This window comes from Citrobacter telavivensis, assembly GCA_009363175.1.
Lineage (GTDB): Bacteria > Pseudomonadota > Gammaproteobacteria > Enterobacterales > Enterobacteriaceae > Citrobacter_A > Citrobacter_A telavivensis.
On the sequence record CP045205.1, the window covers coordinates 1,779,432 to 1,795,031 of the forward strand.

19 protein-coding genes, 1 pseudogene and 1 other annotated feature are annotated in these 15,600 nt (G+C 53.7%); of the genes and pseudogenes, 10 read left to right on the forward strand and 10 right to left on the reverse strand.

The window, feature by feature from the left end; genetic code table 11:
- Positions 1-3 precede the first annotated feature (3 nt).
- Entirely contained in the window at positions 4-597 is a 594-nt protein-coding gene (grpE, locus tag GBC03_10660) for a nucleotide exchange factor GrpE (GenBank protein QFS70638.1), read from the forward strand.
- A gap of 81 nt (positions 598-678) precedes the next feature.
- On the opposite strand, the gene GBC03_10665 is transcribed toward grpE, so the two are convergent.
- From GBC03_10665 to GBC03_10675, 3 genes and pseudogenes are all read right to left on the reverse strand, one after another.
- Positions 679-1,965 (reverse strand): DUF21 domain-containing protein, encoded by a 1,287-nt coding sequence (locus tag GBC03_10665; GenBank protein ID QFS70639.1) that lies wholly within the window; start codon positions 1,963-1,965, stop codon positions 679-681.
- 19 nt (positions 1,966-1,984) lie between these two features.
- Positions 1,985-2,776: an inner membrane protein YpjD gene (locus tag GBC03_10670; GenBank protein QFS70640.1), complete on the reverse strand. Its 792-nt coding sequence runs from the start codon at positions 2,774-2,776 to the stop codon at positions 1,985-1,987.
- Positions 2,722-2,868, reverse strand: a pseudogene (locus tag GBC03_10675) (inner membrane protein YpjD). Before GBC03_10675 ends, GBC03_10670 begins: the two are co-directional and overlap by 55 nt.
- Before the next feature lie 73 nt (positions 2,869-2,941).
- Between GBC03_10675 and GBC03_10680 the strand changes: the two are divergent.
- From GBC03_10680 to GBC03_10710, 7 genes are all read left to right on the forward strand, one after another.
- On the forward strand, positions 2,942-4,303 hold the full coding sequence (locus GBC03_10680; GenBank protein ID QFS70641.1) for a signal recognition particle protein: 1,362 nt from the start codon (positions 2,942-2,944) through the stop codon (positions 4,301-4,303).
- Between the two features lie 255 nt (positions 4,304-4,558).
- A complete protein-coding gene (gene rpsP / locus GBC03_10685) occupies positions 4,559-4,807 on the forward strand; it encodes a 30S ribosomal protein S16 (GenBank protein ID QFS70642.1) in 249 nt (82 codons plus the stop codon).
- 18 nt (positions 4,808-4,825) lie between these two features.
- Entirely contained in the window at positions 4,826-5,374 is a 549-nt protein-coding gene (rimM, locus tag GBC03_10690) for a ribosome maturation factor RimM (protein ID QFS73970.1), read from the forward strand.
- A gap of 44 nt (positions 5,375-5,418) precedes the next feature.
- Positions 5,419-6,186, forward strand: a complete 768-nt coding sequence (gene trmD, locus GBC03_10695) for a tRNA (guanosine(37)-N1)-methyltransferase TrmD (GenBank protein QFS70643.1) — start codon at positions 5,419-5,421, stop codon at positions 6,184-6,186.
- Positions 6,187-6,226: 40 nt separating this feature from the next.
- Positions 6,227-6,574 (forward strand): 50S ribosomal protein L19, encoded by a 348-nt coding sequence (gene rplS, locus GBC03_10700; GenBank protein ID QFS70644.1) that lies wholly within the window; start codon positions 6,227-6,229, stop codon positions 6,572-6,574.
- A gap of 141 nt (positions 6,575-6,715) precedes the next feature.
- Positions 6,716-7,126, forward strand: coding sequence for a DUF2946 domain-containing protein (locus GBC03_10705; protein QFS70645.1), 411 nt, complete (start codon positions 6,716-6,718; stop codon positions 7,124-7,126).
- Positions 7,127-7,183: 57 nt separating this feature from the next.
- Positions 7,184-8,542, forward strand: coding sequence for a PepSY domain-containing protein (locus GBC03_10710; protein ID QFS70646.1), 1,359 nt, complete (start codon positions 7,184-7,186; stop codon positions 8,540-8,542).
- A 3-nt stretch (positions 8,543-8,545) separates the two neighbouring features.
- On the opposite strand, the gene GBC03_10715 is transcribed toward GBC03_10710, so the two are convergent.
- From GBC03_10715 to GBC03_10730, 4 genes are all read right to left on the reverse strand, one after another.
- Positions 8,546-9,028, reverse strand: coding sequence for an OmpA family protein (locus tag GBC03_10715; protein ID QFS70647.1), 483 nt, complete (start codon positions 9,026-9,028; stop codon positions 8,546-8,548).
- Positions 9,029-9,043: 15 nt separating this feature from the next.
- The gene (gene dgcN / locus GBC03_10720; protein ID QFS70648.1) at positions 9,044-10,267 is read right to left on the reverse strand and encodes a diguanylate cyclase DgcN; all 1,224 of its coding nucleotides are present in this window, start codon (positions 10,265-10,267) and stop codon (positions 9,044-9,046) included.
- On the reverse strand, positions 10,260-10,778 hold the full coding sequence (locus GBC03_10725; protein QFS70649.1) for a DUF4154 domain-containing protein: 519 nt from the start codon (positions 10,776-10,778) through the stop codon (positions 10,260-10,262). Before GBC03_10725 ends, dgcN begins: the two co-directional genes overlap by 8 nt.
- Before the next feature lie 140 nt (positions 10,779-10,918).
- Positions 10,919-11,293 (reverse strand): DUF2799 domain-containing protein, encoded by a 375-nt coding sequence (locus tag GBC03_10730; GenBank protein ID QFS70650.1) that lies wholly within the window; start codon positions 11,291-11,293, stop codon positions 10,919-10,921.
- 214 nt (positions 11,294-11,507) lie between these two features.
- On the opposite strand from GBC03_10730, the gene aroF reads away from it, so the two are divergent.
- Positions 11,508-12,578, forward strand: a complete 1,071-nt coding sequence (aroF, locus tag GBC03_10735; protein QFS70651.1) for a 3-deoxy-7-phosphoheptulonate synthase AroF — start codon at positions 11,508-11,510, stop codon at positions 12,576-12,578.
- Between the two features lie 10 nt (positions 12,579-12,588).
- Positions 12,589-13,710 (forward strand): bifunctional chorismate mutase/prephenate dehydrogenase, encoded by a 1,122-nt coding sequence (tyrA, locus tag GBC03_10740; protein QFS70652.1) that lies wholly within the window; start codon positions 12,589-12,591, stop codon positions 13,708-13,710.
- Between the two features lie 102 nt (positions 13,711-13,812).
- Here tyrA and pheA read toward each other — a convergent pair whose 3' ends face one another.
- From pheA to raiA, 3 genes are all read right to left on the reverse strand, one after another.
- Entirely contained in the window at positions 13,813-14,973 is a 1,161-nt protein-coding gene (gene pheA, locus GBC03_10745; GenBank protein QFS70653.1) for a bifunctional chorismate mutase/prephenate dehydratase, read from the reverse strand.
- A gap of 22 nt (positions 14,974-14,995) precedes the next feature.
- Positions 14,996-15,120: a sequence feature (Phe leader region), on the reverse strand.
- Positions 15,072-15,119 (reverse strand): hypothetical protein, encoded by a 48-nt coding sequence (locus tag GBC03_10750; GenBank protein QFS73971.1) that lies wholly within the window; start codon positions 15,117-15,119, stop codon positions 15,072-15,074. (Overlaps the previous feature by 48 nt.)
- A gap of 102 nt (positions 15,121-15,222) precedes the next feature.
- The gene (gene raiA, locus GBC03_10755; GenBank protein ID QFS70654.1) at positions 15,223-15,561 is read right to left on the reverse strand and encodes a ribosome-associated translation inhibitor RaiA; all 339 of its coding nucleotides are present in this window, start codon (positions 15,559-15,561) and stop codon (positions 15,223-15,225) included.
- Between the last annotated feature and the right edge of the window lie 39 nt (positions 15,562-15,600).

Consider the following 15,600-nt stretch of genomic DNA (forward strand, 5'->3'; position numbering starts at 1 on the left):
TTCATGAGTAGTAAAGAACAGAAAACGCCTGAGGGGCAAGCCCCGGAAGAAATTATCATGGATCAGCATGAAGAAGTTGAGGCGGTTGAACCAGACGCTTCTGCTGAACAGGTGGATCCGCGCGATGAAAAAATTGCGAATCTGGAAGCGCAGCTTACTGAAGCTCAGACCCGTGAACGTGATGCGGTGCTGCGCATAAAAGCGGACATGGAAAACCTGCGTCGTCGTACCGAGCTGGACATTGAGAAGGCGCACAAGTTCGCGCTCGAGAAGTTCGTCAATGAACTGCTGCCGGTGATTGATAGCCTGGATCGCGCGCTGGAAGTGGCGGACAAAGCCAATCCGGATTTGAAGCCGATGGTGGAAGGGATCGAACTAACCCTGAAATCCATGCTGGATGTCGTGCGCAAATTTGGCGTTGAAGTGATCGCCGAGACGAACGTCGCGCTGGATCCGAACGTGCATCAGGCGATTGCGATGGTCGAGTCTGAAGACATCGCGCCGGGCAACGTGCTGGGTATCATGCAGAAAGGCTATACGCTGAACGGTCGTACGATCCGCGCGGCGATGGTCACCGTCGCGAAGGCGAAAGGTTAATATTTCGGCTATTTGTATTGCCGGATGGCGCTGACGCTTATCCGGCCTGTGGCCCGTTGGAATATCCGCGGGCCGTTGTCGTTACTCTGCGATGCTTTCCCGCAGCGGTTTAACGGGTAACACTTTGACCTGCTTAATCATATTCTCCTGGACGTCGAGAATATCGATATCGTATTGACCGATGCGCACGCGAGTGCCCGCAATCGGGATCTCTTCCAGCGCCTCCAGAATCACGCCATTTACCGTACGCGCGTCGTCTTCCGGTAGGTGCCAGTTAAACGCTTTATTAATTTCCCGCACGTTGGCGCTGCCATCGATGATCACCGAACCGTCATTTTGCGGCGTCACTTCTTCAGCAAGCGTAGGTGACATCGAGGTGGTAAAGTCGCCGACAATCTCTTCGAGAATATCTTCTACCGTGATCAGCCCCTGAATATCGCCATATTCATTGACGACCAGACCGACTTTCTTTTTATTGCGCTGAAATTTGATGAGCTGCGTGCTGAGCGGTGTACCCTCCGGGACGAAGTAAATCTCATCGGCGGCGCGCAGCATCGTCTCTTTGGTGAACTCTTTTTTTTCCGACATCAGCCGCCAGGCTTCGCGGACGCGCAGCATGCTGATGGCGTCGTCCAGCGAATCGCGGTACAGCACAATGCGTCCGTGCGGCGAGTGTGACAACTGACGCACGATAGACTTCCAGTCGTCATTGATATCAATACCGATGATTTCACTGCGCGGCACCATGATGTCATCCACGCTGACCTTTTCCAGATCGAGCACCGACAGCAGCATGTCCTGGTTACGCCGGGAGATTTGTGCGCGGGATTCATTCACGATGGTGCGCAGCTCATCCTTACTCAGCGAACCACTGATCACGATGTCGGTTTTAATGCCCATCATGCGCATCAGCAGTCGGGTGATGGTGTTGAGCAGCCAGACCAGCGGCATCATCAGAATCTGCAAAGGAGCCAGCAGGAAGCTGCTGGGATAGGCCACCTTTTCCGGATACAGCGCGGCAATGGTTTTCGGCAGGACCTCGGCAAATACCAGCACGACGAAGGTCAACACGCCGGTGGCGATGGCAACACCTGCATCGCCATACAGACGCATACCGACAATAGTGCCGAGCGCCGAGGCGAGGATATTGACGAGATTATTGCCAATCAGCACCAGGCTTATCAGGCGATCGGGTTTACGCAGTAGCTTTTCAACGCGCTTTGCCGGACGATTCCCCTGTTTAGCCAGGTGGCGTAAGCGGTAGCGATTCAGGGTCATCATCCCGGTTTCGGAACCGGAAAAATAGGCGGAGATGACCACCATGACGATCAGTGTGACGATCAGCGTGGTGGTGGAGATGTGTTCCAGGGGGCGCCTCCTTTAAGGCTTAGCTGACAAACTGCTGCAATATCCGGCTACCGAAATAGGCCAACGTCAGGATCCCAGCGCCCGCGACGTTAAACCACACGACACGACGACCGCGCCAGCCTTCATGATAATGCCCCCACAACAGAACAATATAGACAAACCATGCGATGATAGAGAGAACCGCTTTGTCGATATTTTCCATGCTGAACAGATTGTGCATGTAAAACAGGCCGGTACACAGGGTGAGCGTCAACAGGACTACGCCAATCTGCGTAATGTGGAACATCTTGCGCTCAATGCTCATCAGCGGCGGCATTTCATTATTGAACGCCAGCTTTTTGTTTTTAAGCTGATAGTCGATCCAGGCCAGTTGCAGCGCGTACAGCGCGGCGATAATGAGCGTTGCATAGGAAAACAGCGACAGCCCGATGTGGATCATCATCCCCGGCGTGGCTTCGAGATGGGTAATGAATTCGTTTGGCATGAAGGTCGCGAAGGCCAGATTGATCAGCGCGAAGGTATACACTACCGGCAGCAACAGCCAGCCACGGTTGCGTGAGGCGACAATCGTCATCACCGTACAGATCATCAGGCTAACCAGCGAGCCGACGTTCAGCAGGCTCAGGTTTTGTCCGCTGTCGCCACCCGGCAGAATGCGGGCTTCAAGTGCGATGGCGTGACACACCAGCGCGACAACCGCAGAAAGAATGGCCATACGCCGCCAACCGCTGTTTTTTTGCAGCAGTGCGGGGACGATCAGCGCGAGGCTGACGGAGTAGGCGACAAGGGCGAGCAGAGCAAAAACGGGCATAGTGGTGTCGACAGTTGGCCAGTGAGAAAGAGAAGCAGTATAGCGTTACGTGACCGCGGCTCCAACCGTTGCATAACAACAAAGACGGCTTCATGTTATACTGCGGCAAATTTATATACATGTGTCGCTTAAGCGACCAACCGTTTCCACCCCAGGCGAGAGACAATGTTTGATAATTTAACCGATCGTTTGTCGCGCACGCTGCGCAACATCAGTGGCCGTGGACGCCTTACTGAAGACAACGTTAAAGAGACGCTGCGCGAAGTGCGCATGGCGCTGCTGGAGGCTGACGTTGCGCTGCCGGTAGTGCGAGAGTTTATCAATCGCGTAAAAGAGAAAGCGGTTGGACATGAAGTCAACAAGAGCCTGACGCCAGGACAGGAGTTCGTCAAGATTGTCCGTAACGAACTCGTGGCGGCGATGGGTGAAGAGAACCAAAGTCTGAATCTGGCTGCGCAGCCGCCGGCCGTGGTGCTGATGGCGGGTCTGCAGGGTGCCGGTAAAACGACCAGCGTCGGTAAGCTGGGTAAATTCCTGCGCGAAAAGCACAAGAAGAAAGTGCTGGTGGTCTCTGCCGACGTGTATCGCCCGGCGGCGATCAAACAGCTGGAGACGCTGGCAGAGCAGGTCGGCGTTGATTTCTTCCCGTCGGATGTCGGTCAGAAGCCGGTCGATATCGTTAACGCGGCGTTGAAAGAAGCCAAACTCAAATTCTACGACGTGCTGCTGGTGGATACCGCCGGTCGTCTGCACGTTGACGAAGCGATGATGGACGAAATCAAACAGGTTCATGCTTCTATCAATCCGGTAGAAACCCTGTTTGTGGTTGACGCGATGACCGGTCAGGATGCGGCGAATACCGCGAAGGCGTTCAACGAAGCGCTGCCGCTGACCGGCGTGGTGCTGACCAAAGTTGACGGTGACGCCCGTGGCGGTGCCGCGCTCTCTATTCGCCACATCACCGGCAAGCCGATCAAATTCCTCGGCGTTGGCGAGAAAAACGAGGCGCTGGAGCCGTTCCATCCGGACCGTATCGCGTCACGTATTCTCGGCATGGGCGACGTGCTGTCGCTGATCGAAGATATCGAAAGTAAAGTTGACCGCGCGCAGGCTGAGAAGCTGGCGACTAAACTGAAAAAGGGCGATGGTTTCGACCTGACCGATTTCCTGGAACAGTTGCGGCAGATGAAAAACATGGGCGGCATGGCGAGCCTGATGGGCAAGCTGCCGGGCATGGGCCAGATCCCGGACAACGTGAAGTCACAGATGGATGACAAAGTGCTGGTGCGCATGGAGGCGATCATCAACTCGATGACGCTGAAAGAGCGCGCGAAGCCAGAAATCATCAAAGGGTCCCGTAAACGCCGTATCGCGCAGGGTTGCGGTATGCAGGTGCAGGACGTTAACCGCCTTCTGAAACAGTTCGATGACATGCAGCGCATGATGAAGAAGATGAAGAAGGGCGGGATGGCTAAGATGATGAGAAGTATGAAAGGGATGATGCCTCCCGGATTCCCCGGTCGTTAATCTTTATAGGCCTGGCTTATTTGCCATTTCGGCACCGGGGTGTGCTCGCCATCCTCACGTACTGCGTGTACGCTCCGGTGGCTGCGCGCACGCCGGCACCGAACTGGCTGCACCGCCGACGGCCTTCTGCGACAGAGTTTTTAACTGCTGATTGCAATTTCCCCAGAAATCAGTAAAATTTTCGGGCTTTTAATATGACACCCGGGCTCCGTTCCTCGATGGGGCCCGGTTGTTTTATTCACACAAGAGGATGTTATGGTAACTATTCGTTTAGCTCGTCACGGCGCTAAAAAGCGTCCGTTCTACCAGGTTGTTGTTACTGACAGCCGTAACGCACGTAACGGTCGCTTCATTGAGCGCGTTGGCTTCTTTAACCCAATCGCTAGCGAAAAAGAAGAAGGCACTCGCCTGGATCTGGATCGCATCGCTCACTGGGTTGGCCAGGGCGCGACCATTTCTGATCGCGTCGCTACGCTGATCAAAGAAGTAAGCAAAGCAGCTTAATCTGTCACGGTGGTCATGATGAGCAAGCAACTCACTGCGCAAGCACCCGTGGACCCAATTGTCTTAGGGAAAATGGGATCGTCTTACGGTATTCGTGGTTGGCTCAGAGTGTTTTCTTCCACTGAAGACGCCGAAAGCATTTTTGACTATCAGCCCTGGTTTATCCAGAAGGCGGGTCAGTGGCAGCAAGTACAGCTGGAAAGCTGGAAGCACCACAATCAGGATCTGATCATCAAGCTGAAAGGCATTGAAGATCGGGATGCTGCGAATCTACTGACCAATTGCGAAATTGTCGTGGATTCTACGCAACTGCCAAAACTGGAAGAGGGTGACTACTACTGGAAAGACCTGATGGGCTGCCAGGTAGTGACTACAGAAGGTTACGATCTCGGGAAAGTCGTCGACATGATGGAAACCGGATCGAATGACGTCATCGTCATTAAGGCAAACCTGAAAGATGCGTTTGGTATCAAGGAACGCCTCGTGCCGTTCCTCGATGGGCAGGTTATCAAGAAAGTCGATCTCACTACGCGGACTATCGAAGTAGATTGGGATCCTGGTTTTTAAACCACCGGATAAGCGGTAAATGACGGCGTGATGGGGATTGGCTTGTGTTTATAGGTATCGTTAGCCTGTTTCCAGAAATGTTTCGTGCAATTACCGATTACGGGGTAACTGGCCGGGCTGTTAAAAATGGCCTGCTGAACATCCAGAGCTGGAGTCCTCGTGACTTCGCGCATGACCGGCACCGTACCGTGGACTCACGTCCTTACGGCGGCGGACCGGGGATGTTAATGATGGTACAACCCTTACGGGATGCCATTCATGCAGCAAAAAGCGCGGCGGGTGAAGGCGCTAAGGTGATTTATCTGTCACCTCAGGGACGCAAGCTTGATCAAGCGGGCGTCAGCGAACTGGCCACGAATCAAAAGCTGATTCTGGTATGTGGTCGCTACGAAGGCATAGATGAGCGTGTGATCCAAACCGAAATTGACGAAGAATGGTCAATCGGCGATTACGTTCTCAGTGGTGGAGAGTTACCAGCAATGGTACTGATTGACTCCGTTTCCCGGTTTATCCCGGGGGTTCTGGGTCATGAAGCATCGGCAACGGAAGATTCCTTTGTGGATGGATTGCTGGACTGCCCGCACTATACCCGACCTGAAGTGTTAGAAGAGATGGACGTCCCGGCAGTGTTACTGTCAGGAAACCATGCTGAGATACGTCGCTGGCGTTTGAAACAGTCGCTGGGCCGCACCTGGCTTAGAAGACCTGAACTTCTGGAAAACCTGGCTCTGACTGAAGAGCAAGCAAGGTTGCTGGCGGAGTTCAAAACGGAACACGCGCAACAGCAACATAAACATGATGGGATGGCGTAAGCCCCCGATTATCAGTTTACCCAGGATAAGAGATTAAATTATGAGCAACATTATTAAGCAAATTGAACAAGAGCAGATGAAGCAGGACGTACCTTCCTTCCGTCCGGGTGATACCGTGGAAGTGAAAGTATGGGTTGTTGAAGGTTCCAAAAAACGTCTGCAGGCATTCGAGGGCGTGGTTATCGCTATTCGTAACCGCGGTCTGCACTCTGCATTCACTGTTCGTAAAATTTCCAACGGCGAAGGCGTTGAGCGTGTCTTCCAGACTCACTCTCCGGTTGTTGACAGCATTACTGTCAAACGTCGTGGTGCCGTTCGTAAAGCTAAACTGTACTACCTGCGTGAGCGTACTGGTAAGGCTGCTCGTATCAAAGAGCGTCTTAACTAAGATATCGCTCAGGCGACATCCTGTTAGAGGGGCTGGCCAGTTGGCTGGCCCTTTTTTTATCTCCGTAATACTCACGACGTTAACCTTCGGTTCATAAATCATTTACAATGCTCTTCGTTTGCAGCGAGTGGGGCAGGTGTTATGGGTAAAATTCGTCAGTCAGGTTTTCAGCAGCGTGCGGCATGTCTCGCGCTGTTGGCGATCCTGCTGATTGTTATTGCCCCGCTGATCTCCGTGGCGCTGCAAAAGGACCCGATGAGTGCGATGCCGGGTATGCATCATGAGATGAATTCGATGACAAAGCACGCCGGGCATCACGGTGATTCTCCTCCCGTCCCGATGCCCGTCGATCACGGCGAAGCCTGTGGTTACTGCGTGTTACTGGCTCACGTTCCCGGGCTTATCCTGGCTCTGGTTATTCTGCTCTGCGGCGTCCTGCTCAGAGTGCCATGCAACCCCATTCGTCCGACGGTTCAACACTGGCACTTCTTCCCCTGGCTGTATCCGGATACTCGCGCGCCGCCGCGCAGGTCTGCGCTTTCCTGTTTCTGAAAATAAGATTGTGCGCATAAGCGTCACGACACTCTTTTGCTTTTTCTGAGGAAAAGTATGACAACCTGCACACCGCGCGCGGCATGGATAACCCTGCTGCGGCGCCTTCATTTCTATATCGGCCTGTTTGTCGGGCCATTTATCTTTGCTGCCGCGCTGACCGGTACGCTGTATGTGGCGACGCCGCAGCTGGAAGAGGCTATTTACGCTCAGGCACTTAACGGGACGATGCAGGGAGAGCCGCAATCGCTGGCGGCACAGGTGGCTATCGCTCAGCAGGTGACCGGTGGGCACCTGCGCTTGCACGCCGTTCGCCCTGGACTGGAACCTGGCGATACAACGCGAGTCATGTTTGCCGATCCTGCACTGGCGGCCTCTGAACACCGGGCTATTTTTATCGATCCAGTGACCCTGGCCATCAAAGGCGATATGCCGGTGTACGGCACCAGCGGCATTCTGCCTCTGCGTCAGTGGATTGATTATGCCCACCGTTCGCTACTGTTGGGGGAGGTCGGGCGCATTTACAGTGAACTGGCGGCATCCTGGATGTGGGTGGCGGCGCTGGGCGGTATCGCACTCTGGTGGTTTACGCGCCCCCGTCGTCGGCTGAACAATCCGGTACAAAACCACCGGCGACTGCACGTTACGCTGGGCTGGCTGTTGTTAGCCGGAATGCTGTTATTTTCGGCAACCGGACTGACCTGGTCACAGTGGGCAGGCGGCAACGTGGATAAAATGCGCGCGGCGTTTGGCTGGCTGACACCACAGCTTAACGCTCAACTCCACGGACCTCGCCAGCTTCATGATGAGCATGCAGACCATCATGGCGGCATGGTGATGCCTGAGACCCGCGTGGATATCCGTCAGTTCGATGCCGTATTACAGACCGCGCAGCAAGCAGGACTGAATGCACTCCGGCTGGAAATCCGCCCGCCGAAGGATGCGCAGCACGGCTGGACGGTGACAGAGATCGATCGCCGTTGGCCTACTCAGGTTGACGCCATTGCTGTCGATCCGGCAACACGGCAGGTGACTGACCGTACGCGGTTTGCCGACTTCCCACTAATGGCGAAGTTGACGCGTTGGGGCGTCGATTTTCATATGGGTATTCTGCTGGGATTGCCGAACCAACTGTTGCTGATCGGTTTTGGCGCCGGGCTATGCCTGATGATAGTGATTGGCTATCGACTGTGGTGGAGCCGCCGCCCTGCGAGCCCATCAGTCAGTCCGGCACAGACGCTGGTTCATTGCTGGCTTATGTTGAGCGTGCGGGGACGTGTTAGCGTCGTGCTGTTGGCGATTGCGCTCGGACTGGCAATGCCGGTGCTGGGGGGAAGTCTGCTGCTGTTCATGCTGATCGACTGGCTGCGCTGGGTTCATGCGTCACGTACGGTGTTCACGCAGTCAGTCGACTGAGGATTAAGGCGTGCTGATGACCACGGCGACGCGGCGGTTTTCAGCGCGACCTTTCGCAGACTGGTTGCTGGCGATCGGATATTTTTTCCCTAATCCCTGGGTGGTCAGATTGGTGCGCGGGATCTTCGCGCCCTCTGACCAAGCATCAGCCACGACATTGGCGCGCTTGAGCGATAAGGCTTCATTGTAGCTGTCCTCACCGTAGTTATCGGTGTGCCCATCCATACGAGCATGGTTCAGACCCACTGAGGCCAGACGAGCGGCCATCGACTCGATCTGCTGCTGGCTTTCCGCTCGTAGCTTGTAGTCATTCTTATCAAACAAAATGGTGTCGGAAAGCCCCAGGGACCAGTCGCCCGCCGATTCCGTAAATCCGTACGATTGCATGGCCGCTACCTGTTCAGGGGTGAATTTCCCCTGTGGAGCCTGACAGCCTGCCAGCAGTAGCGCGGCAAGAATGAGTGGAGATAAAAGACGCTTAAGCATGTGTGCATTCCTTTTTTATTTAATCGAGCGCTCGGTGCGCTGATGTTTAGCCTGATACATATTGCGATCGGCCAGTTCTTGTAATTTCTCGGCGGAAGCGTGCTCCCAGGTCAGCGCGTAACCCATGCTCAGCGTCATACTGACTAAATGCCCGTTATGCAGGTCAAAAGGACGAGTAAACTCTTGTGACAGCGCAGCGCTGATTCGCTGGACTTCGTAGTCTGAATGTACGCCGTAAAGCACGACGGCAAACTCATCTCCGCCGAGGCGATAGGGGATATGGCGGTTGCCACCAAATTCGGCCAGTCGTCTGGCGACTTCAATCAGGACGCGATCGCCTGCGGCATGCCCCCAGGTATCATTCACGAATTTGAAGTTATCGCCATCGAGAAATAAGAGCGCAGAGCTGCTACGGGCGGAATTGTCGTTCATCAGGGCGCTGATACTGCTACGAAAAGCCGCACGGTTTGCCAGACCCGTCAGCGGATCGTGCAGTGCCGTTCGCAGTAATTGCGCATTTTTGGCCTGCAAGCGTAGTTGCCACTCTTCCATTTCATCCAGCAGGCTGTTGAAGTCCTGGGCAAAATTGTGGAACTCTTCAATCCGCTCTTCAGAGACGCGGCGGGAGAAATTGCGGTTGGTACGCACATCGTGCACCACGTCGGTGATATTTTGCAGCGCCTCAACCACGCCGCGGTGCAGATGTCGCGTCAGCAAAATGGCGATACTGGAGGCCAGCAGAATTGACCCGGTGAGCACGGCCAGTGAAAGCCAGATGAAGTGGCTGATTAAACTGTCACGCGCGGTAAGTCGAACTTCACCGATAATCTCTCCGCTGTGCCAGACAGGCTGGGCGACAGGGAAGGGAAAGAGCCAGTGGCTGATAAAATCACCCAACTTATCGTCGTTCTCCTGCGCGTTATAGCGCCAGGAGGCAATGACATTCTGATTATTGTCGCGCACTTCTGCGGCGGAAAATTGCCCCTGCTGGCCAAGTGCGGCCAGCGTTTCTGCGGCGGCGGCATCATCGGTAAATACCAGTGCGGCTTCCAGACTGTGGGTCATTGTCGCCGCAGTGAGCTCGAGGTTTTTTTGCGCATACTGTTTTAACGTCAGTACCGAGGCAACACACAGCAGCAGCCAGATCAGCGTCATGGTCACGATCACGCTGGTGATGTTGATGCGTCGCAACGCTCGCTTAAACGTTGGACGAGTAGTAGGGGAATGATCCTTATCCATGCTTTTTATTCCGTGCGAGCATCAATACATCCGGATTGACTCTTATGCCACTACGCGACAAAGAATCCAGATTAACGGCGAATCTGACATCATTATTGTTAATAATCAGACAAAAGGCGCTACCAATAATGCATTCGGTATTCTGTTCTGCAATTAATAACAACGCCTTAGACGGATATTTATTTGTTAATTCAACCTGAGCAGTGGGAGATTCACTGCCGAAATAAACACCATCACAGCGAGCAGCTAATGCTTCTTGTTCGGTGTTAATAATGACGGGTTGATAAGGCAGTGACGTATCACTGCTGTCCCCCAATACGCTGGCGAACCGGGAAGACGAGAAAATGCACAGTCTGGGCGGCCCTGAGAGGGCAGGCCAGCGCGTATAGCTGACAATGCCAGAGACCATTGCGCGAACGTTTTTTGCCGCATCAGGGATGTCCTGAGCACAAACTGGCGATCCTGCCAGTAAAAGCATTAACAGCATCAGGCGTCGGTGAGAAGCGAACATAACGGTTTCCTCACCAGCATCTTTTATCAGTCATCAAAATACATCCATGTCTTGTTTAAAGCAAAATAGCATTATTTTTGCGGAGCGTCATTATAGCTTATGAATTAACGTATAAGCCTTAAGCTAAATCTGACTAAATATTAATTCAGACGCGTTGAGTTGGCATTTTCATCAGCACCTTGTTGCCATGCTTTACGCAACTGGCTGGCATTTTCTACCGTATCGCAACTGGCAGGGAAAGTTTTCCCCGTCACGCCTCTGGCGTAGGCAAAATTTTGCTGGCAGGTTTTACGTTGACCTTCTGCATAGCCTTTGAGGTATTGCGGACGATCCACTTCCGGATCGTTAAAGGTATCGGCCAGCGTTTCATTATCTTTAACGGCAATGCCGGAAATCGCATCTTCGATGCCGGCATCATACCAGTTGGTACTGGTCCATGTTGGCGCGTGGGTGTAAGGATCTATCTGACAACCGCTGAGCAGAAAAATGACTGCGATACCGACTATTCTCGTCATTGCCCGTTCTCCTGTTTTTTCAAAGCATAGCGGATCGCGTAATAAACACATGTAAATTATTCTGTACGAAAACAAAGGCGTTAAATCGAACAAATATCACTATTGTAACGTAATGTTTACGTATTTTGGATTGATATCTTTACTCGTTGTGTTATCGTTACGTCATCCTCTCTGAGGAAAACTATCGCAAACGAGCTAAAACAGGATCGCCATCATGCAAAAAGACGCGCTGAACAACGTACATATTACCGACGAACAGGTTCTGATGACCCCGGAACAACTTAAAGCGGAATTCCCGCTGAGCCTGGCGCAAGAGGCGCAAATCGGCCAGTCGCGCAAAACCATTTCTGACATCATTGCCGGTCGCGATCCGCGCCTGCTGGTGGTGTGTGGACCGTGTTCCATTCACGATCCTGAAACGGCCCTGGAATATGCTCGTCGATTTAAAGCCCTTGCCGCAGAGGTCAGCGATAGCCTCTATCTGGTGATGCGCGTCTATTTTGAAAAACCCCGTACCACCGTTGGCTGGAAAGGGTTAATTAACGATCCTCATATGGATGGCTCCTTTGACGTTGAAGCGGGTCTGAAAATTGCGCGTCAACTGCTGCTTGAACTGGTCGACATGGGGCTACCGCTGGCGACGGAAGCGCTGGATCCGAACAGCCCACAGTACCTGGGCGATCTGTTTAGCTGGTCGGCGATTGGCGCACGCACCACAGAATCTCAAACGCACCGTGAAATGGCGTCGGGTCTGTCGATGCCGGTGGGTTTCAAAAACGGCACCGACGGCAGCCTGGCGACGGCGATCAACGCCATGCGCGCTGCGGCGCAGTCGCACCGTTTTGTCGGTATTAACCAGGCCGGACAGGTTGCGCTACTGCAAACCCAGGGTAACCCGGACGGGCATGTGATCCTGCGCGGTGGGAAAGCGCCTAACTACAGCCCGGCAGACGTCGCGCAGTGCGAAAAAGAGATGGAGCAGGCGGGACTGCGGCCGTCACTGATGGTAGATTGCAGTCATGGTAACTCCAATAAAGATTACCGTCGTCAGCCTGCCGTGGCAGAGTCGGTGGTTGCACAAATTAAAGATGGCAACCGCTCAATCATCGGTCTGATGATTGAAAGTAACATTCACGAAGGCAACCAGTCCTCCGAGCAACCGCGCAGCGAAATGAAGTACGGCGTGTCCGTTACCGATGCCTGCATCAGTTGGGAAATGACGGACGCGTTGCTGCGTGAAATAAACAAAGACTTGAACGGCCAGTTGGCGGCGCGCCAGGCTTAAGAGGTTCGTTATGGTTGCTGAGTTGACCGCATTACGCGATCAAATTGATGAAGTGGACAAGGCGCTGCTGGATTTGCTGGCGCGCCGTCTGGAACTGGTGGCTGAGGTCGGTGAAGTCAAAAGCCGCTTTGGCCTGCCGATTTACGTACCAGAGCGCGAAGCCTCGATGCTGGCGTCGCGTCGTGCAGAAGCAGAAGCGCTCGGCGTACCGCCCGATCTGATTGAAGACGTGTTGCGCCGGGTGATGCGTGAGTCCTATTCCAGCGAGAACGATAAAGGGTTTAAGACGCTGTGTCCTTCTCTGCGCCCGGTGGTCATTGTCGGCGGGGGCGGGCAGATGGGACGGTTGTTCGAGAAAATGCTCACCCTGTCGGGTTATCAGGTGCGGATCCTTGAACAGCATGACTGGGATCGCGCGCAGGAGATCGTCGCGGATGCCGGTATGGTGATCGTCAGCGTCCCGATCCATCTGACGGAATCGGTGATCGGCAAGTTACCGCCTTTGCCGGCTGACTGTATTCTGGTCGATCTGGCGTCGGTGAAAAATGGTCCCTTACAGGCGATGCTGGCGGCGCACGACGGCCCTGTGCTCGGTCTGCACCCGATGTTCGGTCCGGACAGCGGTAGCCTGGCAAAGCAGGTGGTGGTCTGGTGCGACGGGCGCAATCCGGAAGCCTATCAGTGGTTCCTGGAGCAGATTCAGGTCTGGGGCGCACGACTGCACCGCATCAGCGCCGTCGAGCACGATCAGAACATGGCGTTCATTCAGGCGCTGCGCCACTTTGCGACCTTTGCCTATGGCCTGCATCTGGCGGAAGAAAACGTGCAGCTTGAACAACTGTTGGCACTTTCTTCTCCGATTTATCGTCTTGAACTGGCGATGGTGGGGCGACTGTTTGCCCAGGACCCGCAGCTTTACGCCGATATCATCATGTCCTCGGAGAGCAATCTGGCGCTGATTAAGCGTTACTATAAGCGTTTTGGCGAAGCGATTAGCCTGCTGGAGCAGGGGGATAAACAAGCATTTATCGACAGCTTCCGCAAAGTGGAGCACTGGTTCGGTGACTATGCGAAGCGCTTCCAGAGCGAAAGTCGTACGCTATTACGCCAGGCGAATGACAGTCGACAGTAATGGCAGGATGATGCCGGATGGCGGCTTCGCCTTATCCGGCCTACAAAAGTCGCATGAATTGTAGGCCGGATAAGCGTAGCGCCATCCGGAAAATTAAGATTGTCAGCTCGGATCCACCGGCACCACGTTCTCACTGGGATAGCAGCCCAGCACCTTCATGGAGCGAGTAATTTCGCCCAACTCTTTAAGCGCTTTTTGCATCTGCGGGGATTCCAGGTTGGCCTGGATGTCGAGATAAAACATCTCTTCCCAGGGATTGCCGTGTATGGGGCGGGATTCCAGTTTGGTCATGATCAGATTGTGATTACGCATCACCAGCAGCGCTTCCACCAGAGCACCCGCCTGTTGTCCTGTCGCCATCAGCAGTGTGGTTTTCGCTGGTACCTGGTCGGAGACGTTGATCGCTTTACGTGCCAGCACGATGAAGCGAGTGATGTTCTGCGTCTGGTTCGCTTCGATACGTTCCAGAACCTGTAAACCATGCAGCACGCCACCCGCTTCGCTTCCGAGTGCGGCAACGCGTGGAGAGTTCGCCTGAGCGACCTTTTCCATCGCGGCGGACGTGCTTTCGGTGTACTCAATTTTCCAGTGCGGGTAACGACTGAGAAACTTGCTGCACTGCTGGAACGGCTGCGGATGGCTGTACACCGTTTCGATGGTGTCCAGGTCTGTTGTTCCGCAAACCAGCACGCAGTGGTCGATAGCGATCGTCATCTCGCCCACAATTGACAGCGTCGTGTGTTGCAGCAGATCGTACACATCGTTAATTCCACCGGAGCTGGTGTTTTCAATTGGCACGACCGCGTAGTCGGCCTGGCCGGTTTCGACCTGATTAAAAATATCAGCGAACTTTGCACAGCCGCTTTCAATAAACTGTTCAAAGTGACGTGCAGCATACTGACGAGCCGCGAGATGTGAGTAAGAGCCTTTTGGCCCCAGGAACGCCACGCGCGCGGAATGCGGGTTGGTTTTATTCAGATGTTGCTGGAGCAGCGCCTGCTGGGTGAGAACGGAATCTTCGATGATGAGCTGAAAAAGGCGGGTGATGTAGTGGGCATCAAGATGATGCGCTTTGCCAAGTGTAATCAGCCTGTCCAGCAGATCGCGCTCGCGGTCAATATCCCGTACCGGGCGATGGGATTCGAGCTTGGCTTTACCGACTTCAACCGCCAGCTCACGTCGCTCGGCCAGTAACGCCAGCAATTTTGCATCCAGCGTGCTGATTTTATCGCGCAGCGCCAGTAATGGGTTTTCCGATGTCATAGTGTTGCCTTTATTGTTATCAATAAAAAAGGCCCCCCGGTGTGGGAGGCCTTATTGTTCGTCTTCGCATTCTTTTTCACACGACGAAAGCCTCCCATTCAGGGGAAGGTAAAAAAGAATGCGAAGAAGAACGGGGTGAGTTTCATATCAGTTTCCTTAAGCGATGTGAGTAAAGTACCCGTACTGTTTTCACCCTGTCAACAAAAAACGCGCCCGAAGGCGCGTTGGCGATACACTCAATGTAAGGGACTACTCTTCTTCTGCTTCGACGAAGTTGGCGTCTTTTACTGAAGTTGTTGCACGACGGGCTTCGCCTTTGTGCTGCACTTTATTGAGCTGCCGTTCCAGCTTGTTGATCAAATCGTTAATAGCGGTGTACATATCTTCGTGTTTTGCGCTGGCGACCAGATGTCCGTTCGGTGTATTGATGGTGGCATCAGCAACGAAACCCTTTGGCTCCTTGGACAGAATGATATGCGGATTAATAAGATGGGTTTGCCATTTATCCAGCTTGGCGAGACGGTCTGCGACATGTTGGCGAATTGCCGGAGTAATTTCCATTTGTTTACTGGTAATGTTCATTGTCATAAATTTTACCTCTTGTCTTTCCCGTCTTGGTGATCCCAG

What these genes read in the sequence shown, in the direction of transcription:
- grpE (QFS70638.1), top strand. Translation starts at nt 4, where the DNA reads ATGAGTAGTAAAGAACAGAAAACGCCTGAGGGGCAAGCCCCGGAAGAA.
- GBC03_10670 (QFS70640.1), bottom strand. Translation starts at nt 2,776, where the DNA reads ATGCCCGTTTTTGCTCTGCTCGCCCTTGTCGCCTACTCCGTCAGCCTC.
- GBC03_10680 (QFS70641.1), top strand. Translation starts at nt 2,942, where the DNA reads ATGTTTGATAATTTAACCGATCGTTTGTCGCGCACGCTGCGCAACATC.
- rpsP (QFS70642.1), top strand. Translation starts at nt 4,559, where the DNA reads ATGGTAACTATTCGTTTAGCTCGTCACGGCGCTAAAAAGCGTCCGTTC.
- rimM (QFS73970.1), top strand. Translation starts at nt 4,826, where the DNA reads ATGAGCAAGCAACTCACTGCGCAAGCACCCGTGGACCCAATTGTCTTA.
- rplS (QFS70644.1), top strand. Translation starts at nt 6,227, where the DNA reads ATGAGCAACATTATTAAGCAAATTGAACAAGAGCAGATGAAGCAGGAC.
- GBC03_10705 (QFS70645.1), top strand. Translation starts at nt 6,716, where the DNA reads ATGGGTAAAATTCGTCAGTCAGGTTTTCAGCAGCGTGCGGCATGTCTC.
- GBC03_10710 (QFS70646.1), top strand. Translation starts at nt 7,184, where the DNA reads ATGACAACCTGCACACCGCGCGCGGCATGGATAACCCTGCTGCGGCGC.
- GBC03_10715 (QFS70647.1), bottom strand. Translation starts at nt 9,028, where the DNA reads ATGCTTAAGCGTCTTTTATCTCCACTCATTCTTGCCGCGCTACTGCTG.
- dgcN (QFS70648.1), bottom strand. Translation starts at nt 10,267, where the DNA reads ATGGATAAGGATCATTCCCCTACTACTCGTCCAACGTTTAAGCGAGCG.
- GBC03_10725 (QFS70649.1), bottom strand. Translation starts at nt 10,778, where the DNA reads ATGTTCGCTTCTCACCGACGCCTGATGCTGTTAATGCTTTTACTGGCA.
- GBC03_10730 (QFS70650.1), bottom strand. Translation starts at nt 11,293, where the DNA reads ATGACGAGAATAGTCGGTATCGCAGTCATTTTTCTGCTCAGCGGTTGT.
- aroF (QFS70651.1), top strand. Translation starts at nt 11,508, where the DNA reads ATGCAAAAAGACGCGCTGAACAACGTACATATTACCGACGAACAGGTT.
- tyrA (QFS70652.1), top strand. Translation starts at nt 12,589, where the DNA reads ATGGTTGCTGAGTTGACCGCATTACGCGATCAAATTGATGAAGTGGAC.
- pheA (QFS70653.1), bottom strand. Translation starts at nt 14,973, where the DNA reads ATGACATCGGAAAACCCATTACTGGCGCTGCGCGATAAAATCAGCACG.
- raiA (QFS70654.1), bottom strand. Translation starts at nt 15,561, where the DNA reads ATGACAATGAACATTACCAGTAAACAAATGGAAATTACTCCGGCAATT.